Below are 14,592 nucleotides of genomic sequence, written 5' to 3'. Positions count from 1 at the left end.
TTGGAAGCTCGTTATCACTAATTCAGGCGATATCGCAACAGCGCGGCGATCCCGCCGAGATTCGAGAGTTGCTGTCCCGGATCGAACTCCCGTGAGAAGACGGTCACGTCCCCGCCTTGCTGCTCAGTCCGCTCGATGGCGCGATCGACATCGATGTCCCACTGGTCGCCGTCGCCACGCGCCCGGCGAAGCGGTTCATCGAGGACGAGCAAGTGCTCGATGGCACCGTACTCGGCGGCCTCAGACACTGGATCCGGGCCGTAGGCCACTTTCGCGCCGGTCGCGATCCGTTCCATCAACTCGTCGATCAGCGTCGCCTCCTCGGCGATGCGGGTTTCCTCCTGGACCTCCTCGACGGCCCCGCGCTTGAGCACCTCGTGGACGCCCCGATCGCCGACGGCGCTTGTATCGACCGTGCGGATCGAGTCAGCTACTTCCGGTGCCTCGTCTTCGATGTAGGCGAGCGCGTCCTGCTTGGTGAAACCCGGGCCGGCGAGGATGATCGCGTCGGCGTCCGTTCGCTTGAGCACGTCCGTGAGTTCCCCGAACAACTCTTCACGGGGTCTGGCGTATTCGCCCTTCCCGGTCGGCCCCGCAATCGACGCCCGTTCCTCGGTGCCGTACTGTTCGACGGTGTGGACGTACGCCTGGGCCTCCTCGACGGTCACGATGGCAACGTCCGGGACGTCGGTCGCCTCGACGGCCTCCTCGATCCGATCCATCTGGTCGGGCTTCCAGGTCTTCTCGACGTCGAGTTCGTCGTGTTGCTCGACGTTGATCGTGTGATGCTGGCCGAGTTGATCCTCCCGCGAACAGTCGTCGATCACGCCGCTGACCCGGAGCCGATCAGCGAAGCGGGCGAATTCGACGTCCTCGACGTCGAGGGCCGCCCAGATGTGTTCACGCTCGCCACCCGTGTCCCGCATCTGGTCGTCGTTGCGTTGGATTCGGCGCGTCGTGTCGCCGGCCACCCGGTCGCCCGGCTCGATCACGTAGGTGAGATGCCAGAGGTCGTCGAGGCTCTCGGGGACGAGCGTCAGGCGCTCGCGACCGCCCTCGACGCGCTCCCGCTCGGCGATGCGCATGTCTCGGAGTGAGCGTGCGGCGAGTAAGTGCCTGCTGGTTCGTCGTCGGAGCGCGCTCTCTTGACGCCCTCACTCCTCGACCATCCGGCTGCCACCTGCCGGGAGGAACTCCTGGAGCAGGTCGGGACTGGCGACCTTCCGGACGAAGCTCTCGTCGGCGAAACGGCCCTTGAACTCCCGGTAGAGTCGCTTGGCGATGTCGTTCTGGGCGTACCGCCCCGGTTCGACTTCGATCGCAGTCTCGGCCTGTCCCGCAATCGCGCTCGGCGGGCCGCCGATCACACGCGTCTCGGGTTCGCAGGTAATCCCGACAGCCACGCCGACCGGCGTGTCGTCGTAATAGGTTCGATCGCCCCGGATGGCGAAGCTCCCCTTCTCCAGATACTCGCCGCTCTCGGGCGTCTTGGTGACCTGGTCGGGGCCGACGCAGTAGACGTCACCCGCATATTTGCCCTCCTTCCAGAGCGTCGAGTAGGAGATGGCGAACTGGGCGGCCTCCTCGCGACTGGACTCGGGGATCGAGATGTCGTCGGGTGGGGCCTCGCTCGGCCCGGTCGCCTTCAGGATGGTCGCCGGCGCGCCGTGGGCCTGGGTGTGGAAGAACAGGTCGCCGCGATCGAGGTACTTCTTGACGAGTTCCTCGTTCTCGTCGGCGTTTCGGCCGCCGATCACGAGAAAGCCATCGCTGGTATGGAACCACCGGAACCGTTCGTACCACTCCTCGCTCGTCCGGATCGGAATGGATTCGCGAGTCAGCCAGTCGACGTCGGCTCCCTCCTCGCTCTCGCCGTCCGCTTCGTCACCATCGTCCCCGTCGCTGGCTTCCCACTCCTCACGCCGTTGTTTGACCGCCTCAAGTTGCTCGCGGGTGTTCTCGATCGCCTCCTCCGCGCCGGCCTTCTTGCCCTCGATGCGCTTTGCCTCCTGGTAGAGGCGGTCGGCGTTCTTCTCGACGCCGGTATCGGCGTCGAGTTCGATGTGGTGGTCGTCGATCTGCACCGTCACTGTCCCCTCGCTGCCGTCGACATCGCGGACGGCCTCGGCGGCCGGGATCCCCTGGTCCTTGCCGGCCGAAAGCGTCGCCTCGATCTCGTCCCAGGGTGTTTCGGCCGCTCTGGCGTCCTGGACCGTCGAAAGCACCTCGTCGACGAGATCGTAGTTCGCATAGAGGAGTTCGGCTTTTTCGCGTTGGGCCTCGGCGTCTTCCTCGAAGTCTTCGATGGCCCCTTCCTGCTGTTGGATAATCCGCTTTTGCTTCTCGATCTCCGCCTCGAAGTCCGGTCGATTCGATCCGGTTTCCTCCTCGTCGGGCTCCTGTTCCAGACCGAGGAAGTACGCTTCGAGGGCGTCGTTGAACGAGTCGAAGGGCTCGCTCGGCTTCTCTTCGTACTCGACCAACGGTACCGGCGTCACGTCGACTGGCGTCTCCTGGTCGTCCGTCTCGAAGTAGAGTCGCGGGTCGAGATCGCCCTCGCGGAGTCGTGTCGAGAGGTCATTCACTGCGTCGTACAGTGCCTCGAACTCCGCGTCGGTGGTCTCCTCGATGGCCTGGTTGTAGGGAACGCCGGCCCGCGAGCAGAGTTCCTCGCCGTAGAGCCCGCCGAAGTTGAGCTGAGTCGCCAGCGTCCGCACTACGTCTGCGTCTGACTGTCGCATCCGCTCGACGAAGGTCTCGTACTCGACGGTGAGCGGGTTGAACCGCGCCGACGGAAACTCGTATTGAGAGCCCGGCGTGACTGTTCTGGATTGCAGCCGGACGGTTTCCAGCGAATCGATGACGGTGTCCGTCTCGTCGAGCACGGCGAGGTTCCCGTCGCCGAACAGCTCGGCGATGATCGTCGTGTGGTCGTCGCTGCGTTCGAAGCGCAACTGGAGGATGCGGTCGAACTCGAACTGCTCGACGCTCTCGAGTTGTGCACCCTCCAGCCGATTCCGGAGCATCATCGCGAAGTTCGGCGGTCGCTCGGGCGCGTTGGGAACCCGATCCGGAGTGATCGTGTGCACGCGCTTGGGGTCGTCGACCTCGATCAGCAGTTCGATCCGGCCGAAGTTCGGGCCGCTCAGCTTGAGGCGGAGCAGATCGTCGTCGTAGAGATAGGATTTCTCGTGGTACGCGCCGACGAACGCCCGGAGTTCCCCGGCGAGTGCGGCACAGTCCACGCTGGTGAGTTCCCGCTTGCGGTCCATGCCCGGACTGGTCGGGCGCGCGTGGTAAGCGTGTCGCTCGTGGTCGCTCAGTCGAAACGCTCGACGAGGTCGTGGGTCTTCCAGACGGTGACGGCTCGTTGGTCCTCGAAGTCGCTATCGTCGCTCCAGACGTCAACATCGAGATGAAGGGTGAGGGCAAGAAACGGAACGTCGTCGGGATCGGCTCCGGCGATGTGGTGGCGTGCTTTCTGAAGTTCCGGTTCGAATTCCTCACGTGGGACGATATCCGTCTCCTCGAACAACATGGCGAGTAGCAAGTCCAGGTCGTCCCCCGGGAGCTTGGACTTCTCCTGGATTTCCGCTCGATGGTTGTCGAGTTCCGTGAAGAAGAACTCCGGCGCGTAGAGATCGGTTCGGTCACTGAGAATCAACTCGCGGGTTTTCCCGCCGGCGATCAACGCGGAGAAGACGACGTTCGTATCACAGACCAGCTTCATTCGTCATCACGGTAGTGGGCTGCGATGTCCGCCTTCACGTCCTCGCTCAACTCGCGGGCGTCTTCCTCGGACAGTTCACTCCGGGAGGCGATCTCGTCGGCGACGTTCAGCCGGGCGAGGTATTCCCGCATGGATTGGCGGGCCACCTCGCTCCAGTTTATCTCGGGGTGTTCGTCGAGGGACGCTTTCAGGTCGTCAGGAACGCGGATCGTCATGTTTGGCATGGCTCAATCACCTGTGCATGTATATTCACGCACAGACATCATATGCCTTTCCCCACCCAGTAGCTGCTGGCGTGGAACGAATCGAATCTCACAGCGACGTGCTCCGCTCCTGGACAAAAACTGAATTACAGCCGCTTGCTCACGTACGGGCCGTCCTGGCGATACCCGAGTTGCTCGCGATAATATTCGCGCGCGCCGATCCCACTGAGGACGGCGATCTTCCCGTATCCGGCGTCGGCGGCGAGTTCCTCCGCGCGCTCGATGAGCCGACGACCGTAGCCCTGGTGTTGCCAGTCGCTGCCGTCCTCGCCTGCCTCGCCGATCGGGATCTCGCTGCCGTAGACGTGGAGTTCTCGGATGACAGCCGCCTCTTCGAGTTCCGGCCGGACGACCTCGCCGGGGAACCGGAGACGTGCGAACCCGACTAGTAGATCTCGATCGCGATCCTCGAAGCTGATGAAGTGCTCCGTACCACCGGCAACCTCGTATTTCTCGACGTCCAGCGTCACGTCGCCGGGTTCCTCGTCGCTGTGGCCGACTTCCCGACACCGGATACACGAACACGACTCGCCACGCGATTCCATGCGCTTGCGGGCAAGCTGGCGGAGGTTGGACTTCTGGACACCAGCCTCGATAAGGGGGGCCGGAATATCGCGCTGCACTCGCTGGAGGCGCGTGTACTCGGGGATCATCGGCTTGACGTCCGCGACGAGTTCGGCGGCCTCCTCGCTGGTGAGGGGGTCGAACTCGTCGCGGCGATGCATATCGTACGTGACGGTCCCGCCGACGACGAGCGTCGGATAGATCTTGAGGTAGTCCGGCCGCCACTCGGGCCGTTCGAACAGCCGCCGGAAGTCCTCCCGGACCATCTCCTCGGTCATGCCAGGCTGGCCCGGCATCATGTGGAAACCGACCTTGAACCCCGCGTCCCGAAGACGACGATTGGCCTCGATGCTCGCGTCGACGCCGTGACCGCGGTGCATCTCGCGGTTGATCGACTCGTAGGTGGTCTGGACGCCGACCTCGACCTTCGTCCCGCCAAGCCGAAGCATCCGGTCGACCTGTTCGGGGCCACACCAGTCGGGCTTGGTTTCGAAGGTGGTGGCGACGTTGCGGATCGATCCCGTCTCGTTGTCGGCGATGACATCTTCCAGATAGCGGAAGTCATACGCTTCGGGGTCCTGGGCGAAGCTCTCTGTTTCGGAGGGCTCGGGATCGCAATTCGGATCGTACTCGTTCATCGCCTGGAGTGCCCGCTTGACGAACCACTCCTGATAGTCGTGGCTACGGGCGGTCATCGTCCCGCCCATCAGGATGAGTTCGACCTTCTCGATCGGGTGACCGATCTTCCGGAGCTGGTGGAGCCGCAACGTCACCTGTCCGTAGGGGTCGTAGTCGTTTTGCACCCCGCGGGCCGCGGCGGGTTCCTGACCGGTGTAGCTCTGGGCACTCTCGAACTCCGAATCCGGCCCGCCCGGGCAGTAGAGACACTTCCCGTGCGGGCAATTCTCCGGTGAAGTCATGATCGCCACGGGCGAGACGCCCGAGGCCGTCCGCATCGGCTTGCGGCGCACGACGGCCGCCAGCTCATCGCGGCGACCGTCCGGCGCACGGTCGAGCAGATCCGAGTTCTTCGGCACCGTCGGCGAGGAGTGCTTCGAGCAGACGTCCCGCTTGGCAGCTTCGAGGCCGTCGCGGTCGAGATCGCCGTTCAGGATCCGGTCGATCAACTCCTCGCAGGCGCGTTCGAACGGATCCTCGACTGCCTCGGGCGCGTCGGTGCTCATTGCGTGGCTCAACGTCGCCGTTTCGCCCGAATAAGCGTGTCGCTACGGGCGATAGCGAACGGAAGAGAAAGCAGCCGCGATCAGATGCTGTCGACGATCGCGTCGAGCACGGCGTCGACGACCGTCGAGCGCTGGCCGGCGAGGAACTCGATGCGATGCGACCGGGTGCTGAGCGGTTCGAGGTCGGCCCCTTCGACGGTCTCGTCGGCCATCTCGACGAGTTGGCGGACGTCGAGTTCGTGGCCGCTCCGGACGTGGAGTTCGTCCTCGTCGACGCCGACGATCGCCGTCAGATCGTCACTCCGGCGGTAAAGTTCGTCGAGCAGCAGCGTGGCGGGCGGGAAGTCATACGTGTGGGTGAACCGATCGATGTCGAGCACGCCGATCGTTTCGTCGCCGACACTGCGTCGGTCGAGGTTCTCCTGGGCCGTTTCGACGGCGACGTCGAGTTTCTCACGGAACTGCTCGCTGACGTGACTCGCCAGCCCGCGGACGTCGGCGTCGGTGGTCTCGCGACCGCCAAAGAGCAGGTCCGTGACGAGTTCGCGTTTGTCCTCGTAGGACTGGTAGTAGGCTTCGAGCGCAACTGCCTCGCGGATCTCGCTGACGGCCGTCCCGTCATAGCCGGCCTCGGCGGCAGCCTCGGCGTAGGCGTCGGGCACTTCGCCCCAGTAACTCACGGCCGGCAGGTGCGCCAGATCGGGTCGGACGTCTTCCTCGACGTGAGCACCGACCGTCGCCGCAAGCGCGCTCGCGGTCGGCCCACGCGTCGTTCCGTCGGCGACGGCAATCGAGGTTGCATCGGCCTGCGGGGCGAGTGCCGCGTCGACAGCCTCGACGATGGCCGGTTCGGCGACGGTGTCGATGACCACCCGCTGGGCGTCATAGACGTCAAGCAGGTCGAACCCATCGAGGGACTCCTCGGTCCCGCCGACGGCGACGAACACCAGGAGGGGAAGGTTCTCGTCGTGGCGCTCGCGGTCGCCAAGCATCCGCGTCACGTCGGTGGTCGCGTCGTCGAGGCCGTAGACGTCACCTTCGAGCGGCCGCCGATCGATGTAGTGATACTCCGCGTCACGACGGTCGTGGCGATCGCGAACCAGCGGCAGGACGGCGCGCTCGATCGCCGCGCCCCCGACGTACCCGTCGGTCGTCGCGCTGTGGCGCACGATCACCGGCCGGTCCTCGAGGACAGCCCGCCGGATCTCGCCGACGACGTCACGGATCGATTCGCTTTCGGCGGCGACCGCCTCGTCGTCGACGAGCGGGTCGATCTCGTCGGGGCGGGCGCGTTCGCTGAGCGTCGCTTCGATCTCTTCGAGGACTGCCTCGCGTTTGTCCTCGTCGAACAGTTCCAGTTCCTCGGTCTCGACCTGGAGCTCGCCGCGGCGTTCGCGGACTTCGCCGTCGATTTGCACAACGGCACCTTCCTCGACACTCGGGTACGCACGGACGCCGGCTTCGACGAACGCCGCACAGTCGACACTCCCGGTGCCGTCCCGGAGTTCGAATACGGTCGGCCCACTCGTCTGGCGGGCGTCGACGATTTCGCCGGTAATCCGAACGGTGTCGCCGACCCACCCGTCGAGGTCGCCGACATCGACGCTCGGTGGTTCCGGGGTGCGTTCAGTTTCGGTTAGTTCGCTCTCGGAATCTGCCGTGTCGGCAGTTTCTTCGGCCTCCGCCGACTCGTTCGTGACCGATGTCTCCGTAGCTGGTTCCGGTTCAGATTCTTCCGCGCCGACGGTCCCGCCGCCGGTCTGAGCTTCGTCACGCGTCCGCACGGCACCGGCCGCAGTCGCTTCAGCCGGTTTCGATTCCGTCGACTCGGTCTCGGTTGATTCAGCACTGTCTTCGGGTGTCGATTCCTCTTCGATCGGTTCGTCTGTCTCCTCGGGCAACAACTCGTGATCCTCGTCCGGATCGTCGATCAAGACGCCGCGGAATTCCTCATCGGCCTGGCGGATCGACCAGCTGAGGTCGACGTTGCCGTTGTCGCGCACGTTCGTGACGCGCACGTAAACGGTATCGCCGGGTTGCCAGTCGAGACTCTCCAGTCGACTATCCAGCTCGCTCTGGTGTAACAGTCCAGTGACACTATCGCCGATGTCGACGAAGACGCCGAACTCGGCGAAGCCGTCGACCGTGCCGCGGTAGTATCGACCCGGCGTCAACTGTTCCGGTGTACTCCCACGAAACTCGAAGACCGCGTCTTCCTCGTGGATGTCACAGATGTGCCCTTCGACAGACGTACCGCAGATGATACACGAACCCATTGATGTGAGCAAACGGGTCCGGCCTAAAACGGTTGTCGAAACGTCGCTGGCCCTGATTGTCGAAGACCACCGCTCAGACGACGGCGCTCAGCGCATCGAACCCACCGAAGGCGACGCCATACAGCAGCACCACGGGGATCACGCCCGTGAGTGTCCCTTCCACGTAACTGACATCGTGTACTGTCGACAGGCCGAGGATCAACAGCAGGGAGCCGTACCCGGCAGCTACTACCTGAAGAGGGGGCCACGGCACCCCAGCTACCACACAGGGGGCAGTGGCGTACGCGAGTACCTGAACGGTCTCGCTGATGCCCGCGCGATCCGCCGCCACCGGCCACAGCAGGACGGTCTGGATCGCCGCCAGCAGGTGGAGTCCAGTCGGCGCGATCAGGACGACTGTCACCAGGACAGCCAGCACAGCCGTCGCCACCGGACGGTTTCCCACGACTGGCGCCGCACCCGGGACCAGCACGTACCGCACGCTCTCCTCGATCGCAACGACGACGGCCAGAAACACCAGCCCCGGTGCCTGATCGCCCGGCGCGACAGCCTGCCGGAAGAACTTGCGCGGCGTGGTCAGTATCCCGATCCACGCCCGGAACAACCCGACCGGTCCGCGTTCGCGACCGTGCCCTGCCGGATCGACCCACTGCGTCACGACCAGTCGTTGTCCTCCGGGGGCTTTGTCGGTTTGGGTCCCGTCAAGGTGCTCGGGTCGGCGACCCTCGAACCGGATGGATTACTTAATCGTCGGCACCAACGTTCTCGCCGCTCTCGAAGGACGCGGGATCCGGCTCGATGTGGGCGTACTCGACGGCCTCACGGCCAAGCACTTCGATCCACTCCCGGAGTTCCTCGTCGACGAGGTCACCATCCTCGTAGGCACTCGACGCGCGCGGGATCGCGACCTGGTGTGGGATGACCCAGGCGTCCAGCGAGCGCCCGACCGTCCGGAGATGTTCGAGGGCGGTGATCGGGAAGCGCCCGCCGGCGACGGCGAGTAGGCCGATGGTCGTGTGCTCGAACTCGTCGAACCCACAGTAATCCAGGGCGTTCTTCAGCGGCGCGCTGAACGAGCCATGATAGACCGGCGTCCCCAGGAGTACCGCGTCCGCTGCCCGCACCCGATCGCGAAACGCGTCGGCCTCGCCCGCGTCGTCCGCGTCAGCGTCGAGCACCGGCAACTCCCACTCCCGGAGGTCGAGCAGTTCCGTGCTTGCGCCGGCGTTTTCGGCCGCTTCGAGCGCGATTCGGAGTGATTTTCGGGTATAACTGCCGTCTCTCAGACTGCCGCAGATCCCGACGACGTGCGTCTCGCTCATGGTGTCTCTCACTGACGCGTGCGTGATAGTTTTTCGTGGTTGCGAACGGGATGCTGCGATCGGAACGCGACGCGAACCACCGGCTTGGAGTCAGCGCACGCGCGTGAACCACCCCTCGTGATCGGCGATCGGTCCCGACACGAGATCGAAAAAGCGGGTTTGCAGGTCGTCGGTCACCGGCCCCTTCGATCCCCCGCCGATCTCGACGCCGTCGACCGACCGGATCGGCGTCACTTCGGCCGCCGTCCCGGTGAAGAACAGTTCGTCCGCCGTATAGAGTTCGCCGCGGCCGATCCGGGCGTCGTCGTGGACGGTGTATCCCGCTTGGCGAGCGAGTTCGATGACGCTCCGCCGGGTAACTCCATTGAGCGCGGCCTCGGCGAGTCCGGGGGTGTAGACCTCGCCGTCGTCGACGAGAAAGAGGTTCTCGCCGGGGCCCTCGGCGACGTTGCCCTCGCCGTTGAGGACGATCGCCTCGTCGTAGCCGTTGCGCGCCGCTTCGTCGGTCGCGAGCACGCCGTTGACGTACGCGCCGGTGGTCTTCGCCGTCGGCGGGATCGCGTCGTGGCCGTACTTTCGCCACGAGGAGACGCCGGCGTCGATCCCGTCCTCGAGGGCCGACTCTCCCAGGTATGATTCCCACGGCCAGGCGGCAATCGCGACCCGCTCGGGGACCCTCGTCGGCGTCGTCGGACTCACGCCCAGCCGGTCGTAGCCGTAGAAGACGATCGGCCGGACGTAACCCGAATCGAGCTGCTGGCGTTTGATCAGCTCAATTGTCGCCGCTGTCAACTCCTCGGGGTCGAACCCGATATCCAGATCGTAGACGGCGGCCGAATCATAGAGGCGATCCAGGTGGGCGTCCCACCGGAACAGCGCCGGCCCGTCGGCTGTCTCGTAACAGCGGACTCCTTCGAAGACGCTCGTCCCGTAGTGCAGCGCGTGTGCGAGGACGTGGATCGTCGCCTCTTCCCAGGGTCGGAACTCCCCGTCCATCCAGATGGTGTCAAGGGCGTCGTTCGTCTCGCGTTTTGCCTCGAAGCCAGTCGGACCTGTCCCGTCTGCCATGCCCGTGGCGAATCCCGAATGGATGAAAGTAATTTCGGCTATCTGCCCAAATTGCGTAGATACGGGTGGGAAATGGGCCGAATATCGGCCTCGAATCCGGACTTCGACGCCGTTATCTGTTCGTATTGCATAGATATATCCATGCCGGCGGCCATCGACGACGCGACGCGCGCCGATATCGTCTTCCGGGCAGCCCGCGGTGCCACCCGATCGGAGATCGCCGAGGCGCTCGACCTCTCCCGGACTACAGTACGAAAATATCTGGAGCGGACCGACTCTGTGGTCGAAAACAGTGATCAACCCCGCGAGACGCTCTGTGCGATCATCCGCAACGAGTACGACTGGGATCGCGGGGACGGCGAGATGGGCCTCGACATCGACGGCGTCGACTTCATGTCGATGTAGGTGTTCTCGTCTCCGCCCCTCAACCGGTCGATTGCTCGTGATTCTGCGGCTACGAGTCGCGAAAGTGTTAACGGGGGCCTGCTCGGAGAGAGGGGCGTCTCTCTGACCCAGAATGAGCACAGACGATCACGTGGACATCGAGTACATCGAACGATATCGTGACGCGGTCGAACACCCGCTGTGGCAGCTGTTCCAGCGTTACGGCCACGGGAGTCGCCGATGGTTCCTTGTCGGAATCCTGGCGTCGATCGGCTCCCGGTTCGCCTCCCTCGTCCCACCTGTCCTTCTCGGCGTAGCGCTCGATGCTATCTTCCGAAGCGAACCCTTCGCGCTGCCCCTGATTCCGGGGACGGTGCTCCCGAACGAGACGATGGATCAGTTCTGGTTCGTGATCGCCCTCATGGCCGTGTTTATGATCGGCCAGGCCGTCCTCAACTTCGTCCGGGCGTCGTCGCTGAACCTCTTCTCCCATCGCGTCAAGCATGAGGTCCGGACCGCGACCTACCAGCGGATGCAGCGCCTGGATATGGACTTTTTCAACGAGGTCCAGACTGGCGAACTCATGTCGATCCTCTCGAACGACACCAACCGACTGGAGCGCTTTCTCGACAACATGTTCGGGGAGTCGATCCAGCTTGGCGTCCTCATCGTCGGCATCTCGCTCATTCTGTTCTGGTTCAACGGCCAACTCGCCGTGGTCACGCTCGCGGTCATCCCGCTTGCGGCCGTGTTTACCTACTGGTTCATGCAACTGGCCGAGGAACGCTACACCGAGGTTCGCCAGTCCGTCGGCGACCTCAACAGCCGCCTGGAGAACAATCTCAACGGCATCGAGGTCATCAAGTCCGCCAACACCGAGGATCACGAGGACGAACGCGTCCGCGAGCACTCCTACAAATACTTCCGGCTCGACTGGCTCGCACTGCGGTTGAACTTCATCTACCGGCCCGGCCTCCAGGCGCTGACCTCCATCTCGTTCGTCGCGACGTTTATCGTCGGCGGGGTCTGGATCCTCGAGGGGCCACCCGGCCCGCTGACCGGCGATCTCTCGGAGGGGACCCTCGTGATCTTCCTCCTGCTCACCCAGCGCCTGGTCGAGCCCCTCGCCCAGATGAGCACCATCATCGACCGCTACGAGGACGCCCGCGCCTCGACCAAGCGGATTCTGGGGATCATGAACCTCCCCGTCGACATCCAGGACGCCGAGGACGCGACGGAACTCGAGGACGTCGAGGGTCACGTCCAGTTCGACGACGTGACCTTCGGCTACGAGACCCAGACTGTCCTCGAGGACATCGACGTCGACGTCGAACCGGGCGAGACCGTCGGCCTCGTCGGGCCGACGGGCGCGGGCAAGACCACCTTCGTCAAACTCCTCCTGCGGCTGTACGACGTCGACGAGGGCGCGGTGCGGGTCGACGGCCACGATGTCCGGGATGTGACACTGTCGAGCCTCCGGGAATCCATTGGCTACGTCGGCCAGGAGAACTTCTTATTCGACGGTAGCGTCGCCGAAAACATCAAGTACGGCGCGTTCGACGCCGACCGCGAGGAGGTCGTCGAGGCCGCAAAGCGCGCTCAGGCCCACGAGTTCGTCACCAACATGCCCGAAGGCTACGACACCGAGGTCGGCGAGCGCGGCGTCAAGCTCTCGGGCGGCCAGCGCCAGCGCGTCGCCATCGCCCGGACCCTGCTCCAGGGGCCGGCGATCACGGTCTTCGACGAGGCGACCTCCGCCGTCGACACCGAGACGGAACTGCTGATCCAGCAGTCCATCGACGACGTCTCGGCCGACCGGACGACGTTCGTCATCGCCCACCGCCTTTCGACGGTTCGGGACGCCGATACGATCCTCGTCGTCGAGGACGGCCGGATCGTCGAGCGCGGTACCCACGACGACCTGATCGACGCGGACGGCCTCTACGCCAACCTCTGGCGGGTGCAGGCGGGCGAGATCGGCGCGCTGCCGGAGGAGTTCCTCGAGGAGGCAAGCCAGCGCATCGCTCAGCAGGGGTTGGAGGGCGAGTGAACCCCCACGAAGGCTCATCGCCGTAGACGGGCCACGGTCTCGCCACTTTTTTGACTCGTCTCGACGAGTCCATCGTCAGTCAGATCTTCGAGGAGATCTCGAAGCCACTCGCGGCCGTACTCGCCCTCCGGCGCGTAATCGACCCGCACTTTCGGCCCGAGGTCATCGATCGCGAGGTCATCGTGTTCCTTTAACGCGGCGATCACCCGCCCCCGCATCTGTCGCCGACTCCCTTCGAAACTCGGCTGAGTCGGGACATCCGGCGCGGTGAAGTCGCCGCTCGCGTAGGCGTCACACCACTCCCGCCAGGGACAGCCCGCCTCGTCACAGCGCGGCGTCTTCTCACAGGCCACGCCGCCCAGTTCCATGATCGCGTTGTTCCAGACCCGGGACTCCCCGCCGGGCATGAGCGTGCTCGCGGCGTCCTCAAACACTGCGTCATCGTCGGGGATCGAGAAGGCACGATACAGCACGCGCTTGACGTTGGTATCGACGACGGCGTCGCCGTTGTTGAACGCGAAGCTCGCGACCGCGTTGGCGGTGTAGGGACCGACGCCCATGAGTTCGGACAGTTCGTCGGGAGTGTCCGGAAACTCGCCGTTATAGTCCTCGACGACCTGGCTTGCCGCCTCGTGGAGGTACTTCGCCCGGTTGTTGTACCCGAGGCTGTGTCCCGACCAGAATGCGACGACGTCGGCTCGGTCGGCGGCCGCCAGGTCCGCGGCCGTCGGCCAGCGATCGAGGAAGTCCGCCCAGGCGTCGACGACGCGGTCGAGCTGGGTCTGCTGGCTCATGACCTCCGAGACGAGGATCGCGTACGGGTCGTCGGTCTCGCGCCAGGGGTACTCGCGGTGGTCGGCCTCGTACCACTCGATTAGCGCACGCTGGATCGAATCTCTGTCGGCAGGCAGATTCACGGCGGCCTCACTCATCGACGTGTCGTAGGCAATTCCGGCGTTTACCTCTGGCGTCACCGGCAGTTCCCCCGGCGAGAGTCGGTCGGCATCCGCTCTCACCCACCGCCGAGCCGAAAGGAGTTTGCCCACCCATCGACAGGTTCGGATATGACACTCGACGCGCTGTCCGAGGACGTCACTGCGGAGTACAGTGCGCTGGGCGAGGAGATTGCCGTTGATCTTGACCGCGAGACCCGCAACGAGCTTGCGATGCTCGAAGCGGCACTCCAGCCGGAGTCGACTGACGAACTCCTGCGGCGTGCCGTCCACATGCTCTTTCAGAGCACCGTCGAGACCGGGACGCTCGATTTTCACCTCCGGAGTGGGTACGACGTCACCTACGACGAATACCTCTCTGGGATGACATTCGACGAGATGACTAGCGCGAATCAGTTCCCCCAGAAAGGCGACCCGGACGATCGCCGCTACCAGTTTTAAACTGGGCGTTCGGTGGGTTCCGTTACAGGTCGATGTATTGGTCTTCCCAGTCGCTTCGTGCTTCGATCTCACGCCGCCCTCGACGTGTTAGACTGTAGTAGTTCGTCCGCCGATCGCGCTGGCCCTTTTCGACAAGTCCCTTGTCAACAAGCGTGTCGAGATTGGGATAGAGACGGCCGTGATGGATCTCCTTCTCGTAGTAGTCTTCAAGCTCATCCTTGATCGCCAGCCCGTGCGGTTCCTCCTCCCCCGCGATGACATATAGGAGGTCACGCTGAAATCCTGTCAGGTCGTACATCGGTAAAGTCCACATCATGATTATTATCGGGTTGGTATAAATATACCGCTTCGTTCACC

General features: G+C 64.2%; 14 protein-coding genes. 3 read left to right on the top strand and 11 right to left on the bottom strand.

Annotation, left to right across the window (positions count from 1 at the left end; translation table 11 throughout):
* Positions 1 to 17: 17 nt before the first annotated feature.
* From HBNXHr_RS08205 to HBNXHr_RS08165, 9 genes are all read right to left on the bottom strand, one after another.
* Positions 18 to 1,085: an mRNA surveillance protein pelota gene (locus HBNXHr_RS08205; protein ID WP_275881781.1), complete on the bottom strand. Its 1,068-nt coding sequence runs from the start codon at positions 1,083 to 1,085 to the stop codon at positions 18 to 20.
* A 69-nt stretch (positions 1,086 to 1,154) separates the two neighbouring features.
* A complete protein-coding gene (rqcH, locus tag HBNXHr_RS08200; RefSeq protein WP_275881780.1) occupies positions 1,155 to 3,272 on the bottom strand; it encodes a ribosome rescue protein RqcH in 2,118 nt (705 codons plus the stop codon).
* 47 nt (positions 3,273 to 3,319) lie between these two features.
* Positions 3,320 to 3,730 carry a PIN domain-containing protein gene (locus HBNXHr_RS08195; RefSeq protein ID WP_275881779.1) on the bottom strand — a complete coding sequence of 137 codons (411 nt, stop codon included), beginning with the start codon at positions 3,728 to 3,730 and terminating at the stop codon, positions 3,320 to 3,322.
* Positions 3,727 to 3,945, bottom strand: a complete 219-nt coding sequence (locus HBNXHr_RS08190; protein WP_275881778.1) for a hypothetical protein — start codon at positions 3,943 to 3,945, stop codon at positions 3,727 to 3,729. Before HBNXHr_RS08190 ends, HBNXHr_RS08195 begins: the two co-directional genes overlap by 4 nt.
* A gap of 134 nt (positions 3,946 to 4,079) precedes the next feature.
* The gene (locus tag HBNXHr_RS08185; protein ID WP_275881777.1) at positions 4,080 to 5,741 is read right to left on the bottom strand and encodes a tRNA uridine(34) 5-carboxymethylaminomethyl modification radical SAM/GNAT enzyme Elp3; all 1,662 of its coding nucleotides are present in this window, start codon (positions 5,739 to 5,741) and stop codon (positions 4,080 to 4,082) included.
* 80 nt (positions 5,742 to 5,821) lie between these two features.
* Entirely contained in the window at positions 5,822 to 8,017 is a 2,196-nt protein-coding gene (locus tag HBNXHr_RS08180) for an OB-fold nucleic acid binding domain-containing protein (protein ID WP_275881776.1), read from the bottom strand.
* A gap of 73 nt (positions 8,018 to 8,090) precedes the next feature.
* A complete protein-coding gene (locus HBNXHr_RS08175) occupies positions 8,091 to 8,675 on the bottom strand; it encodes a YIP1 family protein (protein WP_275881775.1) in 585 nt (194 codons plus the stop codon).
* An 85-nt stretch (positions 8,676 to 8,760) separates the two neighbouring features.
* On the bottom strand, positions 8,761 to 9,339 hold the full coding sequence (locus HBNXHr_RS08170) for an NAD(P)H-dependent oxidoreductase (RefSeq protein ID WP_275881774.1): 579 nt from the start codon (positions 9,337 to 9,339) through the stop codon (positions 8,761 to 8,763).
* 90 nt (positions 9,340 to 9,429) lie between these two features.
* A complete protein-coding gene (locus HBNXHr_RS08165) occupies positions 9,430 to 10,407 on the bottom strand; it encodes a branched-chain amino acid transaminase (RefSeq protein WP_275881773.1) in 978 nt (325 codons plus the stop codon).
* A 141-nt stretch (positions 10,408 to 10,548) separates the two neighbouring features.
* Between HBNXHr_RS08165 and HBNXHr_RS08160 the strand changes: the two genes are divergently transcribed.
* Complete coding sequence (locus HBNXHr_RS08160; RefSeq protein WP_275881772.1) at positions 10,549 to 10,812, top strand: helix-turn-helix domain-containing protein; 264 nt, start codon at positions 10,549 to 10,551, stop codon at positions 10,810 to 10,812.
* 112 nt (positions 10,813 to 10,924) lie between these two features.
* A complete protein-coding gene (locus HBNXHr_RS08155) occupies positions 10,925 to 12,841 on the top strand; it encodes an ABC transporter ATP-binding protein (protein ID WP_275881771.1) in 1,917 nt (638 codons plus the stop codon).
* A gap of 14 nt (positions 12,842 to 12,855) precedes the next feature.
* On the opposite strand, the gene HBNXHr_RS08150 is transcribed toward HBNXHr_RS08155, so the two are convergent.
* Positions 12,856 to 13,773: an A/G-specific adenine glycosylase gene (locus tag HBNXHr_RS08150; protein ID WP_275881770.1), complete on the bottom strand. Its 918-nt coding sequence runs from the start codon at positions 13,771 to 13,773 to the stop codon at positions 12,856 to 12,858.
* 132 nt (positions 13,774 to 13,905) lie between these two features.
* Here HBNXHr_RS08150 and HBNXHr_RS08145 point away from each other — a divergent pair, with 132 nt between their 5' ends.
* Positions 13,906 to 14,235 (top strand): hypothetical protein, encoded by a 330-nt coding sequence (locus HBNXHr_RS08145; protein WP_275736744.1) that lies wholly within the window; start codon positions 13,906 to 13,908, stop codon positions 14,233 to 14,235.
* A gap of 22 nt (positions 14,236 to 14,257) precedes the next feature.
* On the opposite strand, the gene HBNXHr_RS08140 is transcribed toward HBNXHr_RS08145, so the two are convergent.
* A complete protein-coding gene (locus HBNXHr_RS08140) occupies positions 14,258 to 14,533 on the bottom strand; it encodes a PadR family transcriptional regulator (protein WP_275736743.1) in 276 nt (91 codons plus the stop codon).
* Positions 14,534 to 14,592: the final 59 nt, after the last annotated feature.

Source organism: Halorhabdus sp. BNX81 (genome assembly GCF_029229925.1).
Taxonomy (GTDB): Archaea; Halobacteriota; Halobacteria; order Halobacteriales; family Haloarculaceae; genus Halorhabdus.
Note: the sequence above shows the minus strand (reverse complement) of the source record. Positions and strands in the feature narration are given on the sequence as shown.